Source organism: Mesorhizobium bavaricum (assembly GCF_056781655.1).
In genome coordinates this window covers 1422813-1444085 of the sequence record NZ_CM165566.1, presented here as the reverse complement: position 1 = coordinate 1444085, position 21273 = coordinate 1422813, and the positions used below count along the sequence as shown (strand labels likewise).

At 63.9% G+C, this 21273-nt stretch carries 19 protein-coding genes and 1 pseudogene; 9 read left to right on the top strand and 11 right to left on the bottom strand.

The window, feature by feature from the left end:
• Positions 1-99: 99 nt before the first annotated feature.
• On the bottom strand, positions 100-4890 hold the full coding sequence (locus AC1RZR_RS07040) for an NAD-glutamate dehydrogenase (protein ID WP_481828075.1): 4791 nt from the start codon (positions 4888-4890) through the stop codon (positions 100-102).
• 135 nt (positions 4891-5025) lie between these two features.
• Here AC1RZR_RS07040 and AC1RZR_RS07035 point away from each other — a divergent pair, with 135 nt between their 5' ends.
• Both AC1RZR_RS07035 and AC1RZR_RS07030 read left to right on the top strand, forming a co-directional pair.
• Positions 5026-5589, top strand: coding sequence for a peroxidase-related enzyme (locus AC1RZR_RS07035; protein ID WP_477269025.1), 564 nt, complete (start codon positions 5026-5028; stop codon positions 5587-5589).
• Positions 5590-5725: 136 nt separating this feature from the next.
• Positions 5726-6026, top strand: a pseudogene (locus AC1RZR_RS07030) (hypothetical protein).
• A 104-nt stretch (positions 6027-6130) separates the two neighbouring features.
• Here AC1RZR_RS07030 and AC1RZR_RS07025 read toward each other — a convergent pair.
• Entirely contained in the window at positions 6131-6742 is a 612-nt protein-coding gene (locus AC1RZR_RS07025; protein ID WP_481828074.1) for a LysE family translocator, read from the bottom strand.
• A gap of 494 nt (positions 6743-7236) precedes the next feature.
• Between AC1RZR_RS07025 and AC1RZR_RS07020 the strand changes: the two genes are divergently transcribed.
• A complete protein-coding gene (locus AC1RZR_RS07020; RefSeq protein ID WP_481828073.1) occupies positions 7237-7863 on the top strand; it encodes a DUF1062 domain-containing protein in 627 nt (208 codons plus the stop codon).
• A 49-nt stretch (positions 7864-7912) separates the two neighbouring features.
• On the opposite strand, the gene typA is transcribed toward AC1RZR_RS07020, so the two are convergent.
• The gene (typA, locus tag AC1RZR_RS07015; protein ID WP_379094853.1) at positions 7913-9742 is read right to left on the bottom strand and encodes a translational GTPase TypA; all 1830 of its coding nucleotides are present in this window, start codon (positions 9740-9742) and stop codon (positions 7913-7915) included.
• Positions 9743-9939: 197 nt separating this feature from the next.
• On the opposite strand from typA, the gene AC1RZR_RS07010 reads away from it, so the two are divergent.
• Positions 9940-10221 (top strand): hypothetical protein, encoded by a 282-nt coding sequence (locus tag AC1RZR_RS07010; protein WP_477269022.1) that lies wholly within the window; start codon positions 9940-9942, stop codon positions 10219-10221.
• Positions 10222-10266: 45 nt separating this feature from the next.
• On the opposite strand, the gene AC1RZR_RS07005 is transcribed toward AC1RZR_RS07010, so the two are convergent.
• The gene (locus tag AC1RZR_RS07005; RefSeq protein ID WP_481828072.1) at positions 10267-11841 is read right to left on the bottom strand and encodes an alkaline phosphatase D family protein; all 1575 of its coding nucleotides are present in this window, start codon (positions 11839-11841) and stop codon (positions 10267-10269) included.
• 170 nt (positions 11842-12011) lie between these two features.
• Positions 12012-13295: an MFS transporter gene (locus AC1RZR_RS07000; RefSeq protein WP_481828071.1), complete on the bottom strand. Its 1284-nt coding sequence runs from the start codon at positions 13293-13295 to the stop codon at positions 12012-12014.
• A gap of 74 nt (positions 13296-13369) precedes the next feature.
• Here AC1RZR_RS07000 and AC1RZR_RS06995 point away from each other — a divergent pair, with 74 nt between their 5' ends.
• On the top strand, positions 13370-13987 hold the full coding sequence (locus tag AC1RZR_RS06995; protein WP_477269019.1) for a TetR/AcrR family transcriptional regulator: 618 nt from the start codon (positions 13370-13372) through the stop codon (positions 13985-13987).
• A gap of 45 nt (positions 13988-14032) precedes the next feature.
• Complete coding sequence (locus AC1RZR_RS06990; protein ID WP_481828070.1) at positions 14033-14626, top strand: hypothetical protein; 594 nt, start codon at positions 14033-14035, stop codon at positions 14624-14626.
• Positions 14627-14635: 9 nt separating this feature from the next.
• Here AC1RZR_RS06990 and ppa read toward each other — a convergent pair whose 3' ends face one another.
• From ppa to AC1RZR_RS06960, 6 genes are all read right to left on the bottom strand, one after another.
• Entirely contained in the window at positions 14636-15169 is a 534-nt protein-coding gene (gene ppa / locus AC1RZR_RS06985; protein ID WP_379094837.1) for an inorganic diphosphatase, read from the bottom strand.
• Positions 15170-15282: 113 nt separating this feature from the next.
• Positions 15283-15789 (bottom strand): GNAT family N-acetyltransferase, encoded by a 507-nt coding sequence (locus tag AC1RZR_RS06980; RefSeq protein ID WP_379094834.1) that lies wholly within the window; start codon positions 15787-15789, stop codon positions 15283-15285.
• A 118-nt stretch (positions 15790-15907) separates the two neighbouring features.
• Positions 15908-16546: a TPM domain-containing protein gene (locus AC1RZR_RS06975; protein WP_481828069.1), complete on the bottom strand. Its 639-nt coding sequence runs from the start codon at positions 16544-16546 to the stop codon at positions 15908-15910.
• 9 nt (positions 16547-16555) lie between these two features.
• Entirely contained in the window at positions 16556-17449 is an 894-nt protein-coding gene (locus tag AC1RZR_RS06970) for a TPM domain-containing protein (RefSeq protein ID WP_481829036.1), read from the bottom strand.
• Positions 17450-17453: 4 nt separating this feature from the next.
• The gene (locus AC1RZR_RS06965; RefSeq protein ID WP_481829035.1) at positions 17454-18290 is read right to left on the bottom strand and encodes a TPM domain-containing protein; all 837 of its coding nucleotides are present in this window, start codon (positions 18288-18290) and stop codon (positions 17454-17456) included.
• Between the two features lie 118 nt (positions 18291-18408).
• Positions 18409-19047 carry a LemA family protein gene (locus tag AC1RZR_RS06960; protein ID WP_477269015.1) on the bottom strand — a complete coding sequence of 213 codons (639 nt, stop codon included), beginning with the start codon at positions 19045-19047 and terminating at the stop codon, positions 18409-18411.
• A gap of 161 nt (positions 19048-19208) precedes the next feature.
• Here AC1RZR_RS06960 and AC1RZR_RS06955 point away from each other — a divergent pair, with 161 nt between their 5' ends.
• From AC1RZR_RS06955 to AC1RZR_RS06945, 3 genes are read left to right on the top strand one after another with little or no spacing between them, the layout of a single operon-like run.
• Positions 19209-19460, top strand: coding sequence for a hypothetical protein (locus AC1RZR_RS06955; protein WP_477269014.1), 252 nt, complete (start codon positions 19209-19211; stop codon positions 19458-19460).
• Between the two features lie 13 nt (positions 19461-19473).
• Positions 19474-20358, top strand: a complete 885-nt coding sequence (pdxY, locus tag AC1RZR_RS06950) for a pyridoxal kinase PdxY (RefSeq protein WP_477269013.1) — start codon at positions 19474-19476, stop codon at positions 20356-20358.
• Positions 20355-21191 carry a DUF429 domain-containing protein gene (locus AC1RZR_RS06945; protein ID WP_481828068.1) on the top strand — a complete coding sequence of 279 codons (837 nt, stop codon included), beginning with the start codon at positions 20355-20357 and terminating at the stop codon, positions 21189-21191. Before pdxY ends, AC1RZR_RS06945 begins: the two co-directional genes overlap by 4 nt.
• The last annotated feature ends 82 nt before the right edge of the window (positions 21192-21273 follow it).

Genomic DNA, 21273 nt, shown 5'->3' with positions numbered 1-21273 from the left:
TCAAGGAAGGGCTTCACCCTACGAAGCCCCCTCTCCGATCGCTTCTCGGCCACCTCTCCCCCGCTCTGGCGGGGGCGAAGACTCCAAGCTTGCGAGGCCTTACATCCCCGTCAGATCGCTCATCAACCCGGACGCTACCGACAGCCGCGACACGGTGATGTCGCCGCCTTCGGTCAGCGCCTGCAGCCGCTCGCGGATGCGTGCCACCCGCTCGCCGCCGGCTTCCAGCCAGGCCGCCACCGGATCGGCTGCCTTTGCATGACCGGTGAGTGCCGCGACCGCAATGCCGCGCCGTGCCGCACCGATCGTGTCGGTGGCGCGCGACAGCGCCAGCTGATCGTAGTAGTCGGAGGGCGTGATCGAGCGCGCCGCGTCTTCGACACGCGGGATGCGGAAGGCATCGCTGACCGCGAAGAACGCCTTGGCCGCGGCGACGATGTCGGCATTGGCCGTGCGGGCCGTGAGCGCAATGTCGGGGATGAGTTCCGCCACCTCGCTCAGCGCCAATTGCTCGGCCAGCCTTTCCGGCGCGCCGCTCTTGAACAGCCCGTGCCGCTTCTCCTCGATCCGCTCGCGCGAAAAGGCCGGCAGCAGCGAAACGATCTTGGGCTCCAGTGCCTTGCGTGCGTCCTGCAGTTCGGCGATGCGCAGGCCAAGCGGTGCCGTGCCGGCATCGTTCTTGAGATACCAGCCGCTGGTCACGTAGATCAGCCGGCTGACCGCCTGGTAGAGATCGAGCTGCACCTGGCCATCGATCAGGTTGTCGAGCGCGTCGATCTCGCGATAGAGCGCCGGCAGCGCAAAGCCGTCGCGCACCACGGCGAAGGTCCGCACCACCGCGGCGGCGGTGCGGCCGGTCGCCTCCTGCAGGCGGTTGACGAAGGACGGGCCGCCGCGATTGACCAGGTCATTGGCGACGACTCGGGCGATGATCTCACGACGCAGCCGGTGGCCGTGGATCTCGGCGGCGTATTTCTTCGCCATCCGGTCCGGGAAATAGCCCATCAGGTCGCGATCGAAATGCGCGTCGTCCGGCACGTCGCTGGCGACGATATCGGAAAACAGCACGATCTTGGCATAGGCGAGCAACACGCCGAGCTCGGCCCTGGTCAGCGGCTCACCGCGCGCTTCGCGCTCGGCGAGTGCTGCCGGCGACGGCAGTGTCTCGACCACGCGATCGAGCAGGCCGCGTGCCTCCAGCGCCGTCATGAAGCGGCTCTGATGCGCGATGTCGGCGAGGCCGCGCTTGCGGGCGATCGAAAGCGCCAGCGTCTGTTCGTAATTGTTGGACAGCACCAGTCCGCCAACCTCGCCAGTCATTTCGGCCAGCAGCTTGTTGCGCGCCGGGCGAGTCAACGATCCCTTGCGCATGGCGGACGCCAGCGCGATCTTGATGTTGACCTCGACGTCGGAGCAGTTGACGCCGCCCGAATTGTCGATGGCATCGGAATTGCAGCGGCCGCCATTCATGCCGAACTCGATGCGCGCCCGCTGCGTCACGCCGAGATTGGCGCCCTCGCCGATCACCTTGGCGCGCACGTCGAGCGCGGTGATGCGGATGGCATCATTGGCGCGGTCGCCGACCTCGGCGTTGGTTTCGCTGGATGCCCTCAAATACGTGCCGATGCCGCCGAACCACAAAAGGTCGACCGGCGCCTTGAGGATGGCGCTCATGATCTCGACCGGCGTGGCGGTCGTCTTGCTGAGGCCGATCGCCGCCGCCGCCGCCGCCGGCAAGGTGATCGACTTCTGGTTGCGCGACACGATGATGCCGCCTTCCGACAGTTTCGTCTTGTCGTAGTCCTGCCAGCTCGAACGCGGCAGGGCGAACATGCGCTCGCGCTCGGCCATCGAAGCGGTCATGTCGGGATCGGGATCGATGAAGATGTCGCGATGGTCGAAGGCGGCGATCAGCCGGGTCTTCGGCGACAACAGCATGCCGTTGCCGAACACGTCGCCAGACATGTCGCCGACACCGACGACGGTGAACGACGAGGTCTGGATGTCGCGGTTGATCTCACGGAAATGCCGCTTGACCGCTTCCCAGGCGCCCTTGGCGGTGATGCCCATCTTCTTGTGGTCGTAGCCGGCCGACCCGCCGCTGGCGAAGGCATCGTCGAGCCAGAAGCCGTGCTTCTCGCTGATCGCGTTGGCTGTGTCGGAGAAGGTCGCCGTGCCCTTGTCGGCGGCAACGACGAAATACGGATCGTCCGGGTCGCGGCGCACGACGCCGGCCGGCGGGATGACACCGTCGAGGCCGATATTGTCGGTGATCGACAGCAGGCTGGAGACAAAGTTCTTGTAGGCCGACGTGCCGGCCTCGAAGATCGCGTCGCGGCTGCCGCCCACCGGCAGGCGCTTGGGAAAGAAGCCGCCCTTGGCGCCGACCGGCACGATGACGGCGTTCTTGACCTGTTGCGCCTTGACCAGGCCGAGCACCTCGGTGCGGTAGTCCTGGGCGCGGTCCGACCAGCGCAGGCCGCCACGCGCCACCGGGCCAAAGCGCAGATGCAGCCCCTCGACCTCGGAGCCATAGACGAAGATCTCCCGCCACGGCCGCGGCGCCGGCAGTCCCTCGACCGCATGCGAATCGAGCTTGATCGCCAGCGACTGGCCTTTCTCTTTCGTATCGGCAACGAAATGATTGGTGCGCAGCGACGCTTCGATCAGATTGAGGTAGCGGCGGATGATGGTGTCGTCATCGATGTTCGGCACATCTTCCAGCGCATCCTTGATCTTGGCCTTGAGGTGCTTCGCCGCCACCACGCCTTCGGTCTCGGCTGTCGGGCCAAGCCGGGCGATGAACAGCGCATGCAGGCCCCGCGCGATGTCGGGATAGCGGTTGAGCGCGGCGGCGATGAAATCCTGGCTCTGCGGAATGCCGACCTGCTGCAGATAGCGGCCATAGGCGCGCAGGATGGTGATCTCGCCCGACCACAGGCCGGCGGTCTGGGCGAGGCCGTTATAGCCGTCATTGTCCACGTCGCCGCGCCAGACGGACAGGAACGCGTCCTCGAACAGCGCGCCGCCATCGCCAAGGTCGATCGGCTTGCCGTAGCTGTTCTCCAATTCCATGTCGTGGATGAAGACCATACCGGACTGGTCGTCGTCGACCTCGAAAGTGCGCTCGCTGATGACGCGGAAGCCGATGTTTTCGAGCACCGGCACCCGCCGCGACAGCGCCACCGGGCTGCCGTGGTGATAGATCTTCAACGACGCCTGATGCGGCTTCTGCTCAACATCACGATAATAGTCGATGGCGATCGGATTGCCGGCGCTGATCCTGGCAATGCGCCCGGCATCGGCCAGCGCCACCGCCGCGCTGAACGAATCGCGGTAGCTTTCCGGCAGCCGCGCGGCAATTGCCTTTAACCCCTGGTCGCCTCCAGTGGCGTCCGCCGCATCGGAAAGAGCATCCTCCCAGGTGCGCACGATGTCGCGGATCGCCGCCTCGATCGTCGCTTGCTCGACCTTTGGCGTCTTGCCGCCGGAACGGCCGATGATGAAGTGCACACGCGCCAGCCCGCCTTCGGGGAAGGCTGGGTAATAGGCCGACAGCCGGCCTTCGAACACGGTCTTGAGATAGCTGCCGATCTTCTCGCGCACCACGCTGTCGTAGCGGTCGCGCGGCACGAAGACGAGGATCGAGACGAAGCGGTCGAACTGGTCGGCGCGCACCAGCGCCCGAACGCGCGGCCGCTCGACCAGGCCGAGAATGGCGGCGGCATGCTTCCTCAGGATCGGCACAGGCACCTGGAACAATTCGTCGCGCGGATAGCTCTCCAAAACGTTGATCAGCGCCTTGCCGGAGTGGTCGTGCCGGTCGAAGCCGGACTTGGCGATGATGGTTTCGGCCTTCGACCGGAGATAGGGGATCTTCATCACCGAGCGCGTGTAGGCGGTCGAGGTGAACAGGCCGACGATGCGCAATTCGCCCGCCAGCGTGCCCTTGGGAGTGTAGGTCTTGACGCCGATGTAATCGAGATAGATGCGGCGGTGCACGGAAGACTTGGCATTGGCCTTGGTGACGATCAGCGGCTCCGGCCCGTGTAGGAAGGCGCGGATCTCCGGCGTTGTCGTCACGGCCTCCGTGCCGCGCCTCAGGACCAGCACGTCGGGATCGGCCAGGATGCCAAGACCGGGCTTGTCGGCGCGCTCCAGCGTACCGCTTTCCTCGCCGCCGGTGTATTTGAATTCGCGCATGCCGAGGAAGGTGAAATTGTCGTCGCGCAGCCATTCCAGGAAGGCGATCGCTTCGGCAACGCTCTTCTTGTCGAGCGGCACCGCGGTATAGCGGAACTCCGAGATCGCCTGGTCGAGGCGGGCCAGCATCGGCCTCCAATCATGGACGGCAGCATGAACCTGGCCGAGCATCTTGCGCAGCCGCTCGGTCAAGCCGGTCGCCTGTTCGGCGGTCAGCCGCGGGATGTGGACATGGATGACGCTCAGCCGGTCGTGATTGCCGTCGTCCTTGGCGAAATTGCCGTCGCCGAGGATTTCATCGACGCCTGTCTTGCCGTGGCGCACGGTGATCACCGGGTGGGTGACCAGGGTCGGCTCGCCGGCGCTCTCGGTGATCTCGCCGAGGATGGAATCGAACAGGAACGGCATGTTGTCATTGACGACGGTGATGATCGTCACCGGGCGACCCTCGCGGACAACGCCCGAATCGGCATCGACGGCAACGACGCACTCGCCCTTTTTGTGGCTGGCGACTGCCTGGCCGGCGAGATCGGCTGCGCGTTCGAGATCGGCCGCTTCGTAGGTTGCGATGTCTTCAGCCGGCGCGCGGGCGAGCAGATAGTCGGCAAGCCTGGCTGGTCTTTCCTCCGTTTTCGTCGCTGCCGTGGCCTTTTTCTTCGACTTGCTTGCGGATTTCACGCTGGCCATGATGCCATTCCCTCCCGTCGCATGCTTTTGCGACTATGGTAGCAGATGACCGCTGTTTGGCGACAAAGGTTTGACGGCTTGCCAAGAATTATCGCAATTCTGCGGCAATCCGCCGCCACCGAGGAGAAATGACCCATGACCGGCAAGATCACCGCGCTTGACCTTGGCCCGGGAGAGCTGAGCGAGGCGACAAAAGCCTATTTCGCCAAATGCGAGGAGAAGCTCGGCCTCGTCCCCAACGTGCTGCGCGCCTACGCCTTCGACGACAAGAAACTGCGCGCTTTCACCGACATGTACAACGACCTGATGCTGGGCGAGTCCGGCCTGTCGAAACTGGAACGCGAGATGATCGCGGTCGCCGTCTCCTCGATCAACGATTGCTATTACTGCCTGACCGCGCATGGCGCGGCGGTGCGCCAGTTGTCCGGCGACCCGGCGCTTGGCGAGATGATGGTGATGAATTTCCGCGCCGCCGACCTTTCGCCGAAGCAGACCGCAATGCTCGAATTCGCCGTCAAGCTGACCGAAGAGCCGGCCAAGATCGTCGAGGCCGATCGGGCAGCACTTCGCCAGGCCGGCTTCACCGATCGCGACATCTGGGACATCGCCTCGACCGCCGCCTTCTTCAACATGTCGAACCGGGTGGCGGCGGCAATCGACATGCGGCCGAACGACGAATACCACGCCATGGCGCGGTGAGGCTCGGCGGCTGGAACACAACCACGCCTATATTAGCTGTTTCGCATTCTCGTTGCATGTTCGCCGCTTTGGTCCGATGATCGCCAGGCGGCGTGACCGCATGCCGGTGCCATGCCGCTGATCAAGGGAGGAGAACATGGCGAAGTTTCTCTACGTCTATCACGGCTCGGGCAAGATGCCGACCGAGGAGGCCGAACGGAAAGCGGCAATGGACGCCTGGACGGACTGGTACGGCAAGCTCGGCTCGGCCGTGGTCGACGGCGGCAATCCGGTCGGCATGTCGAGGATGTTGCTGCCCGGTGGCAAGGTCGAGAACAATGGCGGCAGCAATCCAACCGCCTGACATCGACGATGCCGTCGGCAAGGCCAGGGACTGCCCTATCCTGATGGACCCGGGTTTCAGCGTCGAGATCGCACCAATCATTGAAATGATGTGACGCGGCATTTGTTTAAGCATGATCTCTCCTGCCGAAGGTCAGCGAAGCAAAAAACGGTTCCCGCTTTTAGCTGACGCAGTCCTTCGGTCCGGATTTATGCTCTGTCAACGCGCCGCGATCGCCGCGGCAGCGCCGGCGATCGTCGTGGCGCTGACGCGGTTGGCGATCTTCATGGTGAGCTTGCTCTTCAACAGCTTGCGCGCCTGCGAGGCGGCAAGCACCCAGGCGAGGTCGATGGCGACCAGCACCACGGCCATGGTCGCCGTCAATTCGACCCAGCCGACGATGCTGACCGACGCAAGGTCGATGATCGTTGGCAGCAGCGCCAGATAGAACATCATGATCTTGGGGTTGCCGAGCGTCACCGCCATGCCGGCGAAGAACAGTTTTGCGGGCGAATCCTCGCGCGGCATTTCGCCTGCGTTTGCCTCGACCGGCGCGGTCCACATCTTGAAGGCAAGATAAGCGAGATAGGCGACGCCGATCCATTTCACGACGACGAAAGCGAAGTGAAAACTCTGCGCCACGACAGCCAGACCGAACACCGCCAGCGACAGCCAGATGCCCTCGCCAATCCACATGGCGAGCAGGAACGGGAACACGTCGCGAAACCCTTTCGAGACGACGCGAGCGACGAGTGCAGCTATCGACGGGCCGGGCGAGCCGGCGGCGACGAACAAAGCGGCGGCAAAGATCAGGAGCGAGGTGAGGTGCATGGCCAGGATCTCTGTTGAAACCTTCGTTGCCCGACACTAGAGCAACTCTAGGAAAGTGCGTAACGGTTTCCGTCCGGCATTGCGTCAAAACAAAGAGATGGAGCGGTTCTGCGTTTCCATGAAACGATGAACCGCTCTAGAGAAATCGACTGAGCGGCGGTAGCACCGACAAAGATACGCTTGCCCGTCCGGCATCTCGCGGCTAGAAGAGCCGCCGCGAAACAAATTCGAGCTTCACTTTGCCTCAGTAACCGCCGGTCTCGTCAACTCCCCCGACACACTGCATGGCGCCGCAATCGCGGAGCCAGTTTTCATTTTCATGTGTTCCTCTGGGCGGCGGTTCGAGACCGGTTTGGCACTGCTGAACCGCTGTCGCGCGCCGTCCGCCCGTGACACCTGATTCCGATCATAGCTCGCTATCGCCACGCCGTGCCCGCATGGGCATCTCGACATCGCCGGCCTGATGAACTTCCCGACGGGAAGGGCTTATCGGCATGTCCGCACTATCGCGTATCCACTGGGCCATCGTGCCCAAGACCGCACCTCGACCGCTTATCAACTGCAATCGCTGCGGCACCGTGAAGGCCTATCGTTGCAGCGGCAAATTCCGCGTCAACGCCAATGGCAAGCGCATCGACGTCTGGCTGATCTACCGCTGCGTCGACTGCGACAATTCCTGGAATTTCGGCATTCTGGAGCGTTGCAACCGCCGCGACCTCGAGCCGGCGCGGCTGGCGGCGCTTGAAAGCAACGATCCGGCGCTCGCCAAGCGCCATGCTTTCGATGTCGTTGCGCTACGCAACCGGGTGGGGCGTGTCGAAGAGTTTCCCGATGTCGCCGTCCACAAGCAGAGGCTTGGCGACACGAGGGAAAGCGCAACCGGATTGGAACTCCAGCTCCGGCTCGAAATGCCGACATCGCTGCGGCTGGACCGCTTGCTTGCCAACGAACTCGGCGTCTCGCGATCGCGGCTTCAGGCGCTGGAAGAGCGGCGATTGTTGATCGTTGATCCGGAAGGCGCCAAAGCCTTGCGCAAACCGGCCCGGCAGGGAACGACGATCCGGATCGACCTGGCTGGCGAGCCGGATCGGGAGCACATCATCTTGGCTGCCGGTGGATAAACGAAGAGGGGCGAAGCATGCTTCGCCCCTCTCGACTTTGGGAAGAGGATTAGGCCGCGCCGACCGCCTTGGCCGACTTCTCGAAGCGCTTGCGCTCATTGGGGTCGAGATAGAGCTTGCGCAGCCGGATGGTCTTCGGCGTCACCTCGACCAGTTCGTCGTCCTGGATCCAGGCCAGCGCGCGCTCCAGCGTCATGCGGATCGGCGGCGTCAGCTTGACCGCCTCGTCCTTGCCGGCGGCGCGGATGTTGGTGAGCTTCTTGCCCTTCAGCACGTTCACTTCCAGGTCGTTGTCTCTGGAGTGGATGCCGATGATCATGCCCTGATAGACTTTGACGCCGGGATCGATGACCATCGGGCCACGGTCTTCCAGGTTCCACATGGCGTAGGCCACCGCCTCGCCCTGCTCGTTGGAGATCAGCACGCCATTGGTGCGGCCCGGCAATTCGCCCCTGTAGGGCTCATAGGCATGGAACAGCCGGTTCATCACGGCGGTGCCGCGCGTGTCGGTCAACAGTTCCGACTGGTAGCCGATCAGGCCGCGCGTCGGCGCGTGGAAGACGATGCGCTGGCGGTTGCCGCCCGACGGGCGCAGCTCGACCATCTCGGCCTTGCGCTCCGACATCTTCTGCACGACGATGCCGGCATGCTCCTCGTCGACGTCGATGACTACTTCCTCGACCGGCTCCAGCAATTCGCCGTTCTCGCCCTTCTGCATGACGACACGCGGACGCGACACGGCGATCTCGAAACCTTCGCGGCGCATCGTCTCGATCAGCACGGCCAGCTGCAGTTCGCCGCGGCCGGAGACGAAGAACGAATCCTTGTCGGGCGATTCCTCGATCTTCAGCGCGACATTGCCTTCGGCCTCGCGCAGCAGGCGGTCACGGATGACACGGCTGGTCACTTTGTCGCCTTCGGTGCCGGCCAGCGGGCTGTCGTTGACCAGGAAGGACATGGTCACGGTCGGCGGATCGATCGGCTGCGCATGCAGCGGTTCGGTCACCGCCGGATCGCAGAACGTATCGGCGACGGTGCCCTTCGACAGGCCGGCGATGGCGACGATGTCGCCCGCTTGGGCTTCCTCGATCGGCTGGCGCTCGAGGCCACGGAAAGCCAGGATCTTGGAGATACGGCCGGTCTCGACCAGCGTGCCGTCATGGTGCAGCACCTTGACCGGCTGGTTGGACTTCAGCGTGCCGCTCTCGATGCGGCCGGTGATGATGCGGCCAAGGAACGGATTGGCTTCCAGGATGGTGCCGATCATGCGGAACGGACCGGGATGCACGGTCGGCGCCGGCACATGCTTGATGACGAGATCGAACAGCGGCGCCAGGCCCTGGTCCTTGGGGCCTTCCGGATTTTCGGAAACCCAGCCGTCGCGGCCTGAACCGTAGAGGATCGGGAAGTCGAGCTGCTCGTCGGTGGCGTCGAGCGCCGCGAACAGGTCGAACACCTCGTTGACCACTTCGACATGGCGCGCGTCCGGACGGTCGATCTTGTTGATGACGACGATCGGCTTCAGGCCGACCTTGAGCGCCTTGCCGACGACGAACTTGGTCTGCGGCATCGGTCCCTCGGCGGCGTCGACCAGCACGATGGCCGAATCCACCATCGACAGGATGCGCTCGACCTCCCCGCCGAAATCGGCGTGGCCGGGGGTGTCGACGATGTTGATGCGGGTGTCCTTCCAGTCGACCGAGGTCGCCTTGGCCAGGATAGTGATGCCGCGTTCCTTTTCGAGGTCGTTGGAATCCATGGCGCGTTCGGCGACGCGCTGATTGTCGCGGAACGACCCGGATTGCCGGAGCAATTGGTCGACGAGGGTGGTTTTTCCATGGTCGACGTGCGCGATGATCGCGATATTACGAATTTTCATGTTCTGGTCTCGGAAGCGTTGCGGGCAGCAGGCCAAAAGGCGCTGCCTCTTTCGGTTGCGCGGCTCATACAGGGTTTTTCGCAGTTGCGAAAGAGGCGGCGCGACACCAAATACTCATCAAATCTTAAGCATCTGCGTGTGAGATGATTTTGTTAACCAAGGCGGGAACCTTTCGGGTCCCGGACAGTTCGAACGTCATGACCGATAAACTCAACCGATTTTGGCCGCTCATCGCGTCCGCTGCCTTTGCCGTCCTGCTGGCGGTCAACGCCGCGCAGTCGGCTGCGGCGCTGAAAGAGGCACGGCCTGCCTTGCCGTCCGATGCGCCGTCTGCCGAGCAGGTTTTCGCCGACGCCCCCGACGGCGTCGACCCGATGGTGACCGGGCCGGTCAGCGCCTCCTTCAAGCAGAGGCAGGACGCCGCCAACTGCGACAGCGCCGTCTGGCCCAACATCCCGATGGTTTGCTACCCCGATTGACGACCGCCGGCAGCGGTCGTCATTGCAGAGATGACGAAGGTCGGCTTAGGCAGACCGCACAGGGTCGAGCGTGACCTTGTAGAGTTCATTGTCGTCGCGATCCATCAGCCGCACCGTCATCTGCTCGCTGGCGCCGTTGATATCGACCAGCCCGAAGAATTGCAGGCCGGCCGACGGCGGCAGGTTCTGGCCTTGCTCGGCGGTCGGCGCCTTGATGAACTTCAGCTCCGGACCGAAGGTCATGTCGAAATCGTTCGGGCCGAACGTGCCGGCATGGATCGGACCCGAGACGAACTCCCAGAACGGATTGAAATCCTGGAACTGCGCCTTGTCGGGATTGTAGTAATGCGCGGCGGTGTAATGCACGTCGGCGGTCAGCCAGACAGTGTTGCTGATGCCGGCGTTCTTGATGAAGCGCAGCAGGTCGGCGATCTCCAGTTCGCGCCCCTTGGCCGGGCCGTTGTCGCCGTTGCTGACCGCTTCCGCGCCGGCCTTCTTGGTGGCATCGTCCCAGACGACGAGGCCGAGCGGCATGTCGGCGGCGATGATTTTCCAGGTTGCCTTCGAGTTGGCCAGTTCGCGCTTCAGCCACTTCGTCTGCTGTTCGCCCAGCATCCGCGATTGCGGCGTCATTTCGGTCTGCATGTCCGGACCGTTGGGGCCGCGATAGGACCGCATGTCGAGGAAGAACACGTCGAGCAGCGGCCCGTAAGCAATCTTGCGATAGACGCGGCCGGGCTCGGACGGTTCGTAGCGGATCGTCGTCATTTCATGGAAGGCGCGCGCCGCACGTGCCGCCAGCACATGGATGGATTTCTCGGTGTAGCGGGTGTCGGCGCTGAGATCCTTCGAGTCCGACCAGTTGTTGAGCACCTCGTGGTCGTCCCACTGGTAGAAGGTCGGGCAGATGGCGCTCAGGCCGAGCACGTTCCTGTCCATCATGTTGTATTTCCACTGGTCCCGGTATTCGTCCAGCGTCTCGGCGACCTTGCGCTTGCCATCGATCAGCACGACGTTCTTCCACTTGCCACCGCCGGGTAGTTCGACCTCGTCCTTCATGGCGCCGTCGGCATAGATGGTGTCGCCCGAGTGCAGAAAGAAATCAGGCGTGTGCTTGCCGATCGTGGCGTAGGTCTTCATGCCGGTCTCGTCGATGCCCCAGCCCTGGCCGGCGGTATCGCCCGACCATGCGAACTTGATGTCGCGCCTGGAGGCGGGCGCGGTGCGGAAACGGCCGGTGATCGGTTCGGAGAGGGCGTTGATATCGGCAAGATCGGCGGCCGTCATGCGGTAGAAGATGTCCTGGTCGGAAGCGAGGTCGGTGAGCAGCCGCTTGGCCGTATAGTCGCTGGCCGGCGAGGTATCGAGCGGCGCCAGGCGGACGGCATCGGTGAAACTTTCGGTCGATGACACTTCGAACATGACGCGCGATGGGCGATCGGTACGCGTCCACACCATGCCGCTGGTGGCATCGACATCGCCTGACTGGACGCCATGGGTAAAGCCCGGGCGCTGGTTGGCGCGTGAATAGTAAGGCAGCGCCAGGCTGGAAGCACCGACCAGGCCAACGGCGCTGGCGGAGGTGACGAAAGCGCGACGGGTCATCGAGAGCTTGTTCATGGCTGTCTCCTGGATGGCTTGAAAATTGCCACCAAAGTCCAGCGTCAATGTTTCAGGCGCATCTCGAAATCATGAAAGTTTTCTGACGATCAACAGCGCGTGGTGGCTCGCCCGGACGGCGAAGCTCCGATCCCCCACGTGGGGGAGATCGGCAGCTTGACCGATAGCACCTACGCCGTTTGCGGTTCCGGATCGAACGCCGGGCGGCTGGTGTTGATCAGCAGTGAGATACAGGCAGCGGCGATCGCCGTCATGCCGGCGATCAGGAAGGCCAGCTCATAATTGCCCTGCAGCTCGCGCATCGTGCCGCCGAAGGCAGCCGCGGTGGCTGCACCGATCTGGTGGCCGGCGACGATCCAGCCGAACACGATCGGCCCGCTACGGTCGCCGAACGCCTCGTTGGCGAGCCTCAGCGTCGGCGGCACGGTCGCGATCCAGTCGAGGCCGTAGAGCACGGCGAAGATGATCAGGCTGGTCGCCGAGAAGCCGGAATAGGGCAGGTAGATCAGCGACAGGCCACGGATGCCATAATAGACGCCGAGCAGCTTGCGCGGATCGAAACGGTCGGTGAGCCAGCCCGACAGCGTTGTGCCGATCAAGTCGAAAATGCCCATCATCGACAGCAGGCCGGCCGCCTCCACCTCGCCGATGCCCATGTCGCCGCAAAACGCGATCAGATGCGTGCCGACCAGTCCGTTGGTGGTGAAGCCGCAGACGAAGAAGGTGGCGAACAGGTACCAGAACACCCGTGTGCCGGCGGCGCGGCGCAGCGTCGAGAACGTATGCGCGAGGAAATTGCCTTGCGATGCTGGCGGCGTCGGCGGCTTGTCGTCGGCCTCGGCGCCATAGCGCACCATGCCGATCGAAGCCGGCCGCTCCGGCACCAGCAGCCAGACCAGCGGTATCAGCGCCGCTGTGGCGATCGCAACCGCGATGGCGACCGGCTGCCAGCCACCCGACTGCGCCAGCGCGGCGATCAGCGGCAGGAACACCAGCATGCCTGAGGCACTGGAGGCTGACATCAACCCCATGACAAGACCGCGATTGGTCTTGAACCATCGATTGACGATAGTGGCCCCAAGCACGCTGGCGACGGCGCCGGAACCAATGCCCGAGAACACGCCCCACGTGATGAACAGATGCCAGGGCTTGGTCATCAAGAGGCTGAGCGCGGTCGAGCCCGACATCACCACCAGCGAGGCAAGCAACGTGCGGCGCAACCCGATGCGCTCCATCAGGGCTGCGGCAAATGGACCGGTGAGGCCGTAGAGCAGGATGCCGACGCCGGCGGCCAGCGAGATGATGTCGCGCCGCCAGCCGAAACTGTTCTCCAGCGGCAGCATCATGACGGCAGGCGCCGAGCGCAAGCCGGCCGCGACCAGCAAACAAAGAAAGATGACGCCGACCACGACAAAGGCGTAGCGCTGGCCAAAGGGACGGAATTGAGCTATCATGTTACTGACCGGTACGTTGCAGGGGTGTGAACATCAATACGTACCGATCGGTAACACGTCAATCGAGTTCCATGATGCCAACGGACAAAAATATTGAACTGACCATCAGCGACGGTCATGCATCGGCGCCGCCGAAAGCCGCCAAGAAGATCCTCGATGTCGCCTACGACCTGTTCTACCGGCGCGGCATCCGGGCGATCGGCGTCGACGAGATCGTCCGGCGCGCGGGCGTCACCAAGCCCAGCCTCTATCGCAGCTTTCCGTCCAAGGATGAGCTGGCGGCCTCCTATCTCAGGCAATACGACCAGGAATACTGGGAGCGTTTCGATGAGGCGGTCGCCGCTCATCCCGGCGACCCGCGCGCCCAGATCAAGGCTTTCCTGACCCGCATCGGCAAACGCACGCAGATGGCGGAATATCGCGGCTGCGGCATGACCAATGCGGCGGTCGAATATCCCGAACACGGCCATCCGGCCCGTGTGGTCAGCGAGGCCAACAAGCAGGAGCTGCGCCGACGGCTGCGCGCCATGGCGGTTGTGATGGGAGCGCAAGACCCTGACACGCTGGGCGACGGCCTGCTGCTCCTGATCGAAGGCGCCTATATCAGCGGCCAGTTGTTCGGGCTCGGCGGCCCGGCGCAGTCGGTCGCCCGCAACGCCGACCTGCTGATCGAAGCGAGCTTGAAGAAATAGCGTTTGGCGCTACGCTGCGTTGGCTTGCAACGGAGATCGGCCGCCATGCGTGCCATTCTGATCGCGCTTGCCCTCGCCGGCCTGTGTCAGGCGGCTCATGCCGACGGCATTGCGAGCGCCTACACCGATCTCGACTGGAAGAAGGACTGCGTGACCTACGCGCAGGCCGAGGAAGGCGACGGCGACTGGGCCGATCTCGCCTGTTCCGGCTATCGCGGCTATCCCGTGCTGGTCGCCTATGACGACGCCCGTGAATCGCTTTTCTATGGGTTTCCGCCGGGCGGCGACTTGACATCCGTCTGGGAGAGTTTTTCCGGCTTCAATTCCTCCGGAGCCAAGGTCGAGTGGCGCATCGAGACCAACGGCGACAAGGCTGTGCCGTTTGCCGCCATCCACCGCCGCTCGATCAGCAATCCCGAGGACCAGAACAAGCCGACCGAGGTGCTGCTCGTCGCCAAGGTCGGCCAGATGGAGGCCCGCGACGGCTGCACGGTCGGCCTGGTGCTCGCCACCGGCAATCCCGCCGCCAACGATCAGGCGCGCAAACTCGCCGACGAGAAAGCCCGCACGTTCGCCTGCGGCAAGGACAAGCACACCGTCATCGGCGACGTGCCGGCTTTCGGCCGCGTCGATAACTGACCAGTCGGGCTACTTGCTCGCCTTGGCCCGCTCGATCGCGTCGACGATCATCTTCTTGGCATATTTGGAATCGTGCCAGCCTTCGATCTTGACCCATTTGCCGGGCTCGAGATCCTTGTAGTGCTCGAAGAAGTGCTGCACCTGCTGGCGCGTGATGTCGGGCAGCTGGGTGTATTCGGTGACGTTCTCGTAGCGCAGCGTCAGCTTCGGCGACGGCACGGCAATGATCTTTTCGTCCTGGCCGGCATTGTCTTCCATGATCAGCACGCCGATCGGCCTGACATTGATGACGCAGCCCGGCACCAGCGCGCGCGTATTGCAGATCAGCACGTCTATGGGATCGCCATCTCCCGACAGCGTGTGCGGCACGAAGCCGTAATTGCCGGGGTAGCGCATCGAGGTGTGCAGGAAGCGATCGACGAACAGCGTGCCGGCCTCCTTGTCCATCTCGTACTTGATCGGCTCGCCACCGATCGGCACCTCGATGATGACGTTGACGTCCTCTGGCGGATTCTTTCCGCTGGCTATGGCTTCAATGCGCATGGCTTTGTCCCTCTTATCGATGAAACGATCGATAGCGGGCGCTGCGGCGCTGCGCAATGCGGCGAATGGTGCTGGATACGGTCGACGAACGCAGTGGCCGGAAGGCCGGGCTGTCACTCCCAGACGAAAGCGACCTTCTTCAGCGCCTTCTGCTCGAAGATTTCGACACCCTCGGCAACATCACGGCCGCCGGCGCCAGCATAGAAGGCGAGCGCGTTCTGGTTGTCTTCCAGCGCCCATACCACCATGCCCTTCAGCCCGTGATCGGCCAGACGCGCCCTGGCTGCCGCGAACAAACGGCTGCCGAGCCCGATGCCCTGATATTCCGGGCGCAGGTACAATTCGTAGATTTCGCCTTGCTGCCGCAGTTCCCGGGCGCGGTTCTTGCCGATCGTCGCATAGCCGGCGATCTGGCCGCCGATCTCGACGACCAGAACGGTGGCGGCGCGGCGAATGGCATTCGCCCACCAGTCGGCGCCGCGGCGGTTGATCATCGACGTCAGGGTACGGTGCGGAATGATGCCTGAATAGGCGCCGCGCCAAGCCTGCAGGTGCACCTCGGCGATGTCACCAGCGTCGCGCGGCTCGGCCTTCCGGATGTCGATCGTGAGCGTATTCATGATTTGTTAACCATAAACCCGCATCGCCCGATTGCAAGAGTCAGGGCGACCTGCCGATCGCTTTCTCACAGGCGATCATCGCCTCAATGAGGTGCCTTCGATGCCGTCTTGGAAAGGCTCATATCTCGACGAGATGGTCGTCGAGCTCGTTGGCGTCGCCCGATGTGACCGGGAAATGCTCGGCCAGCACCGCCCCCACCGAGTCGACCGCCTTGACGAAGCCATCGGCAAGCCGGTCGTCGCCGGCATGCGCGGTCAAGTCGCGGACGACACCATCCCAGACATGCTGGCCGACCTTGGCATCGATGCCCGAGTCGGCGACCACCTCGGCGTAGCGCTCCGCGATCGAGACGAAGACCAGCACGCCGGTGCGCGCCGTGGTGCGGTGGACGTTGCGGGCAAGGAACTGCTTGATCGCATTGGCGTGCGCCGACTGATAGCGCAGCCGCCTCGGCACCAGATGGATGCGCAGGCCGGGCAGCGCCCACAACAACGCCAGCACGCAGACCAGCGCCAGCAGCTGGGCGATGACGAAATGCGGCAGCCGGATCGACAGCCACCAGGCCTCCAGTCCGTAGCCGACGGCAAGGCTGACGATCAGCATGCCTGCAGTCGCCATGAAGGCGGCCGGGAAGAAGAAGCCGTCGCTGGCATGCGCCACGACGCAATAGATCTCGCCATCGGTCCCGGCTTCGGCAGCGCGGATCGCCGCGGCGATGCGCTCATGGTCTTGCGGGCTGATCGGTCGTGTCACCATGATCTTGTCTCACCAGCTTCCTGAGGAACCACCACCACCGGACGAACCGCCGCCGCCGGAAAACCCGCCGCCACTGCCGCTCGAACCCGACCAGCCACTGCCCGAACTGCCCGACGACCACCCGCTGCCCGACGAAGAACCCGTCGTCCAACCGCTGCCCGACGATCCGCTTGGTCCGCGGCCGTAACGGAATGTCATGCCCAGCCATTTGTACACCCCCGGCGACAGCTTCGTGCCGAACATCGGCGGCAGGAACGCCATTGCCAAGCCGCCGAAGAACATCGTCCCCCACAGGATCAGGAACACCGCGACGATGGGGTCGATAGGAGTGCTGTTATCAGTGGGATTGCGGTGACCGCGCGCTTCCAGCTCCTCCGGATTGCCTTCCAGCACCATGACCATGTCGTCGACGGCCTTGCTGATGCCACCGGAGAAATCACCGGCGCGGAACGCCGGCACCATGTCGTTTTCGATGATCAGCTTGGTGTGCAGGTCGGTCAGCGTGCCTTCCAGCCCGTAACCGACCTCGATGCGCATCTTGCGGTCGTTCTTGGCCACCAGCAGCAGGACGCCGTTGTTCTCGCCGGCCTGGCCGAGTTTCCAGAAGCGGAACAGCCGGTTGGCGTAGGGTTCGATCTCTTCGCCGTCGAGGCTATTGATGGTGGCGACGACGATCTGGTCGGAGCCCTTGGTCTCGAAATCGGCGAGTTTTTGCGTCAGCGCCGCCTTGGTGGCGGGGTCGATGATGCCGGCATTGTCGACGACACGGCCCGTCAGCGCCGGCAGTTCGGCGGCAAAGGCCGTGAGGCAGCACAACAGCACGGCAGCCAATACGATCAAGGCAGCGCCGATCGCCGCTGCCGGACGGCAGGGTGTCGTGGGATCGATGCTGCGTATCGTCATGCCGTCACCAGCTTCCCGACGAGCCGCCACCGCCGGACGAACCTCCGCCGCCGGAAAAGCCGCCACCGCCGCCACCCGAAGACCAGCCACCGCCGGAACTTCCCGACGACCAGCCGCCACCGGACGACCGCCGGTGTGGTTCGAAGGTCATGCCGAGCCAGCGATAGCGGCCGGGACCAAGCTTCTGGCCGAAGATCGGCGGTAGGACGGAAACCGCCATGCTGCCGAAGAAGATGATCGCCCAGATGCCGATGAACACCGCAAAGAACAGATCGTCGGTGTTAAAGGGCGGCTGCTGGTTGCGCTCACCCCGCGCCACCAGCTCCTCCGGATTGCCTTCCAGCACCATGACCATGTCGTCGACGGCTTTACTGATGCCACCGGAGAAATCGCCGGCGCGGAACGCCGGCACCATGTCATTTTCGATGATCAGCTTGGTGTGCAGGTCGGTCAGCGTGCCTTCCAGCCCATAGCCGACTTCGATGCGCATCTTGCGGTCGTTCTTCGCCACCAGCAGCAGCACGCCGTTGTTTTCCTTCGCCTGGCCAAGTTTCCAGAAGCGGAACAGCCGGTTGGCGTAGGGCTCGATCTCCTCGCCGTCGAGGCTGGGAATCGTCGCGACGACGATCTGGTCGGAACCCTTGGTCTCGAAATCGGCGAGCTTTTGCGTCAGCGCCGCCTTGGTGGCGGGGTCGATGATGCCGGCATTGTCGACGACACGGCCCGTCAGCGCCGGCAGTTCGGCGGCGAAGGCGAGCGGCAGCAAGAGAAAGCTTAGAATGGCATACAGCAAGGCAAGGTTGGCGATCCGTCGCGCCCCCCAAGATTGGCGAAAGCGGATGCGACAGCCAATCTCCCCCCTTGAGGGGGAGATGTCCGGCAGGACAGAGGGGGGTGTGGACACGCCTGCGGTCCGTCTCGTCAGGATGCGATACTAGGAGATTCGCCGGCTTCGCCGCTCACCCGCCCTGCTTCGTGCCGAAATCGACCTTCGGCGTCTGCAGCTTGTCGTCGTCGATGGTGAAGTTGGCGAACGGCTGATTGCTGCGGAACCAGAAAGTCGCCCACAGCACCGAGGGGAAGGTCCTCAGCGTCAGATTGTAGTCCTTCACCGCCTGGATGTAATCGCGCCGCGCCACCGCGATGCGGTTTTCGGTGCCCTCGAGCTGCGCCTGCAGCGCCAGGAAATTCTGGTTGGCCTTGAGATCCGGATAGGCTTCCGACACCGCGATAAGCCGCGACAATGCGCTTGTCAGCCCCGCCTGGGCATCCTGGAACTTCTTAAGGGCTTCCGGGTCTTTCAGCGTTTCCGGCGTCACCGTTATCTGCGTTGCCTTGGCGCGCGCCTCGACCACCGCGTCGAGCGTGTCCTTCTCATGCGCGGCATAGCCCTTGACCGTCTCGACCAGGTTGGGGATGAGGTCGGCGCGGCGCTGATACTGGTTCAGCACCTCGCTCCATGCCGCCTTGGCGTTTTCCTCCGCCGTCGGGATGGTGTTGTAGCCGCAGCCGGCAAGCAGCGGCAGCACGATCGCCATCATCAGGAAGGCGGGCAGCGTGCGGAACATGGTCGGTGGAGCAAGGCGCTGGGCAAACATGATGGGTCCCTCGGTAGAAGTTGCATGCGAAGCATTACCACAATCGGCGCGCAAGAAAACGGCCTCGGCCGCGCAGCCCACCTGGCATGCCGCATACCATCGCAAGGCCCTGTGATTGGCCGCGCGAACGCGATAAGGTCCGAGTAAAACAGGACATCATCATGGCGGAACGCCAGGACAGCGATAGGGAATCGCGACGTATCCTCGAGCGCATCGCGCGAGAGACGGATCCGGCCGGCAATTCGTTTGTGGCGCGAGCCACGAAGGGCGTGCGCGACCACGTCACCGCGACCGATGCCGACCGTGCCGACCCGATCGAAATTTGGGGCACGCGCATTGGCCGGACAATCGGCCTGCTCCTGGTGCTGGGCCTGATGGTCTGGCTCGTGCTTTACCTCATCCGGGGCAACTAGGAATCAACGAACAATGAGCGCCGAACAAACCGACGCGCCGCGTGCGGTCATCGTCATTTCCAGCCATGTCGCGCGCGGCTCGGTCGGCAACCGTGCCGCTGTCTTTGCGCTGGAGACGCTGGGCTTTCCGGTATGGGCCGTACCCACGGTCATCCTGCCCTGGCACCCCGGCCATGGGCGGGCAACCCGGATCGTGCCGCCGCTCGACCAGTTCAAGGCGCTGATGGCCGATCTCGAGCGCGCGCCATGGCTGGGCGAAGTCGGCGCCGTGCTCTCAGGTTATCTCGGCGAGGCCGGCCAGGCCGAGGCCGTTGCTTCCTTGGTTGCCGCCGTGAAAGCAAGGACGCCTGATGCCGTCTATATTTGTGATCCGGTGATGGGCGATTCGGGTGGCCTCTACGTGCCGGAACCGACTGCTGCTGCCCTGCGCGACCGGCTGATGCCGATTGCCGACATCGCCACGCCCAACCGCTATGAACTGGAATGGATGGCCGGCGCCCCTTTGCCGGACCTCAAATCGGTGATCGCGGCGGCGCTCCACGCCGGCCCATCGACCATGCTGGTCACCTCGGCGCCGTCGATGATGACCGGCGGCACCGGCAATCTTCTGCTCGACGGCAACCAGGTACTGCTGGCCGAGCACCGCCTGATCGACAAGCCGCCGAATGGTCTCGGCGACCTGACGGCCGCCGTCTATCTGGCGCGCATCCTCTCCGGCCAGCCGCCGATCAAGGCACTGCAGTCGACGACGGCGGCGGTCTACGAGATCCTGGCGCGCACCGCCAAGCGCGGCGGCGACGAACTGCAGCTCGAAACCGATGCGCAGAGCCTGTCGCACCCGATGGCGATGGTACAGCTTCGCCACCTCACGCATCCGGGGCGGGACCGCCGGGCGTGACTCCAGCCGCGGCCGCCGTGCTTGTCGGCGTCGATGGCTGCAAGGCCGGCTGGATTGTGGTGCGGCGCGATACCGGTTCGACACCTCGTAACCCCGGCTCGATACCTCGAAGCCCTGGCTCGATACCTCGTAGCCCCGGCATGCCACCTTCCGTCTCCGTCTTTGCAAGCTTCGCCGCGCTGCTTGCCGCACTTCCCGACGATTCGGTCATCGCTGTCGACATGCCGATCGGCCTGCCCGAGTTTTCGAGCAAGGGCGGACGCGGGCCGGAGGCGCTGGTGCGGCCACTGCTCGGGCAACGTCAATCCAGCGTCTTCTCGATCCCGTCCCGCGCCGCGCTTTATGCCGACACCAACGACTTCACCACCGTCGAAGCGTGGTACGCCGCGCATCGCCGGGCAAGCGAGGTGGCCAAAATCACATCCGACCCGCCGCGCGGCGTTTCGATCCAGGCGTTCGGCATTTTTGCCAAGATCCGCGAGATCGACGCGCTGCTGGTCGCGCAGCCTGCGTTGCGCAGCCGCGTCTTCGAATCGCATCCGGAAGTCGCTTTCTGCCGGCTGAACGGCGATCAGGCCATGCAGCTGCCCAAGAAGATCAAGGGTAGCATCAATCCGGCCGGCATGGCGGAACGCAAGGCGCTGCTAGGCCGGCACGGCTATGAGATGGGCTTTCTCGATCAGGCGCTGCCGCGCGGTGCCGCCGCCGACGATTTTCTTGACGCAGCAGCGATGATGCTGATTGCCGGTCGCATCGCCAACGGTGAGGCACGGCCTTTTCCCGACCCGCCGGGCAGCGACAGTTTTGGCATCCCCGTCGCCATCTGGGCGTGAGCAAGTCCAGGACGAGTGTGAGACGGTTTTCCGTCGGGTGTTGCGTCAAAGAAGTCCAACGATGCATCTTGCATGGCGATTG

Coding starts and splice junctions, on each gene's coding strand:
- AC1RZR_RS06960 (WP_477269015.1), bottom strand. CDS start 19,047: ATGTTTGCCCAGCGCCTTGCTCCACCGACCATGTTCCGCACGCTGCCC.
- AC1RZR_RS07040 (WP_481828075.1), bottom strand. CDS start 4,890: ATGGCCAGCGTGAAATCCGCAAGCAAGTCGAAGAAAAAGGCCACGGCA.
- ppa (WP_379094837.1), bottom strand. CDS start 15,169: ATGCGCATTGAAGCCATAGCCAGCGGAAAGAATCCGCCAGAGGACGTC.
- pdxY (WP_477269013.1), top strand. CDS start 19,474: ATGAGCGCCGAACAAACCGACGCGCCGCGTGCGGTCATCGTCATTTCC.
- AC1RZR_RS06970 (WP_481829036.1), bottom strand. CDS start 17,449: ATGACGATACGCAGCATCGATCCCACGACACCCTGCCGTCCGGCAGCG.
- AC1RZR_RS06990 (WP_481828070.1), top strand. CDS start 14,033: ATGCGTGCCATTCTGATCGCGCTTGCCCTCGCCGGCCTGTGTCAGGCG.
- AC1RZR_RS07035 (WP_477269025.1), top strand. CDS start 5,026: ATGACCGGCAAGATCACCGCGCTTGACCTTGGCCCGGGAGAGCTGAGC.
- AC1RZR_RS07000 (WP_481828071.1), bottom strand. CDS start 13,295: ATGATAGCTCAATTCCGTCCCTTTGGCCAGCGCTACGCCTTTGTCGTG.
- AC1RZR_RS06955 (WP_477269014.1), top strand. CDS start 19,209: ATGGCGGAACGCCAGGACAGCGATAGGGAATCGCGACGTATCCTCGAG.
- AC1RZR_RS06975 (WP_481828069.1), bottom strand. CDS start 16,546: ATGGTGACACGACCGATCAGCCCGCAAGACCATGAGCGCATCGCCGCG.
- AC1RZR_RS06995 (WP_477269019.1), top strand. CDS start 13,370: ATGCCAACGGACAAAAATATTGAACTGACCATCAGCGACGGTCATGCA.
- AC1RZR_RS07010 (WP_477269022.1), top strand. CDS start 9,940: ATGACCGATAAACTCAACCGATTTTGGCCGCTCATCGCGTCCGCTGCC.
- typA (WP_379094853.1), bottom strand. CDS start 9,742: ATGAAAATTCGTAATATCGCGATCATCGCGCACGTCGACCATGGAAAA.
- AC1RZR_RS07005 (WP_481828072.1), bottom strand. CDS start 11,841: ATGAACAAGCTCTCGATGACCCGTCGCGCTTTCGTCACCTCCGCCAGC.
- AC1RZR_RS07020 (WP_481828073.1), top strand. CDS start 7,237: ATGTCCGCACTATCGCGTATCCACTGGGCCATCGTGCCCAAGACCGCA.
- AC1RZR_RS07025 (WP_481828074.1), bottom strand. CDS start 6,742: ATGCACCTCACCTCGCTCCTGATCTTTGCCGCCGCTTTGTTCGTCGCC.
- AC1RZR_RS06980 (WP_379094834.1), bottom strand. CDS start 15,789: ATGAATACGCTCACGATCGACATCCGGAAGGCCGAGCCGCGCGACGCT.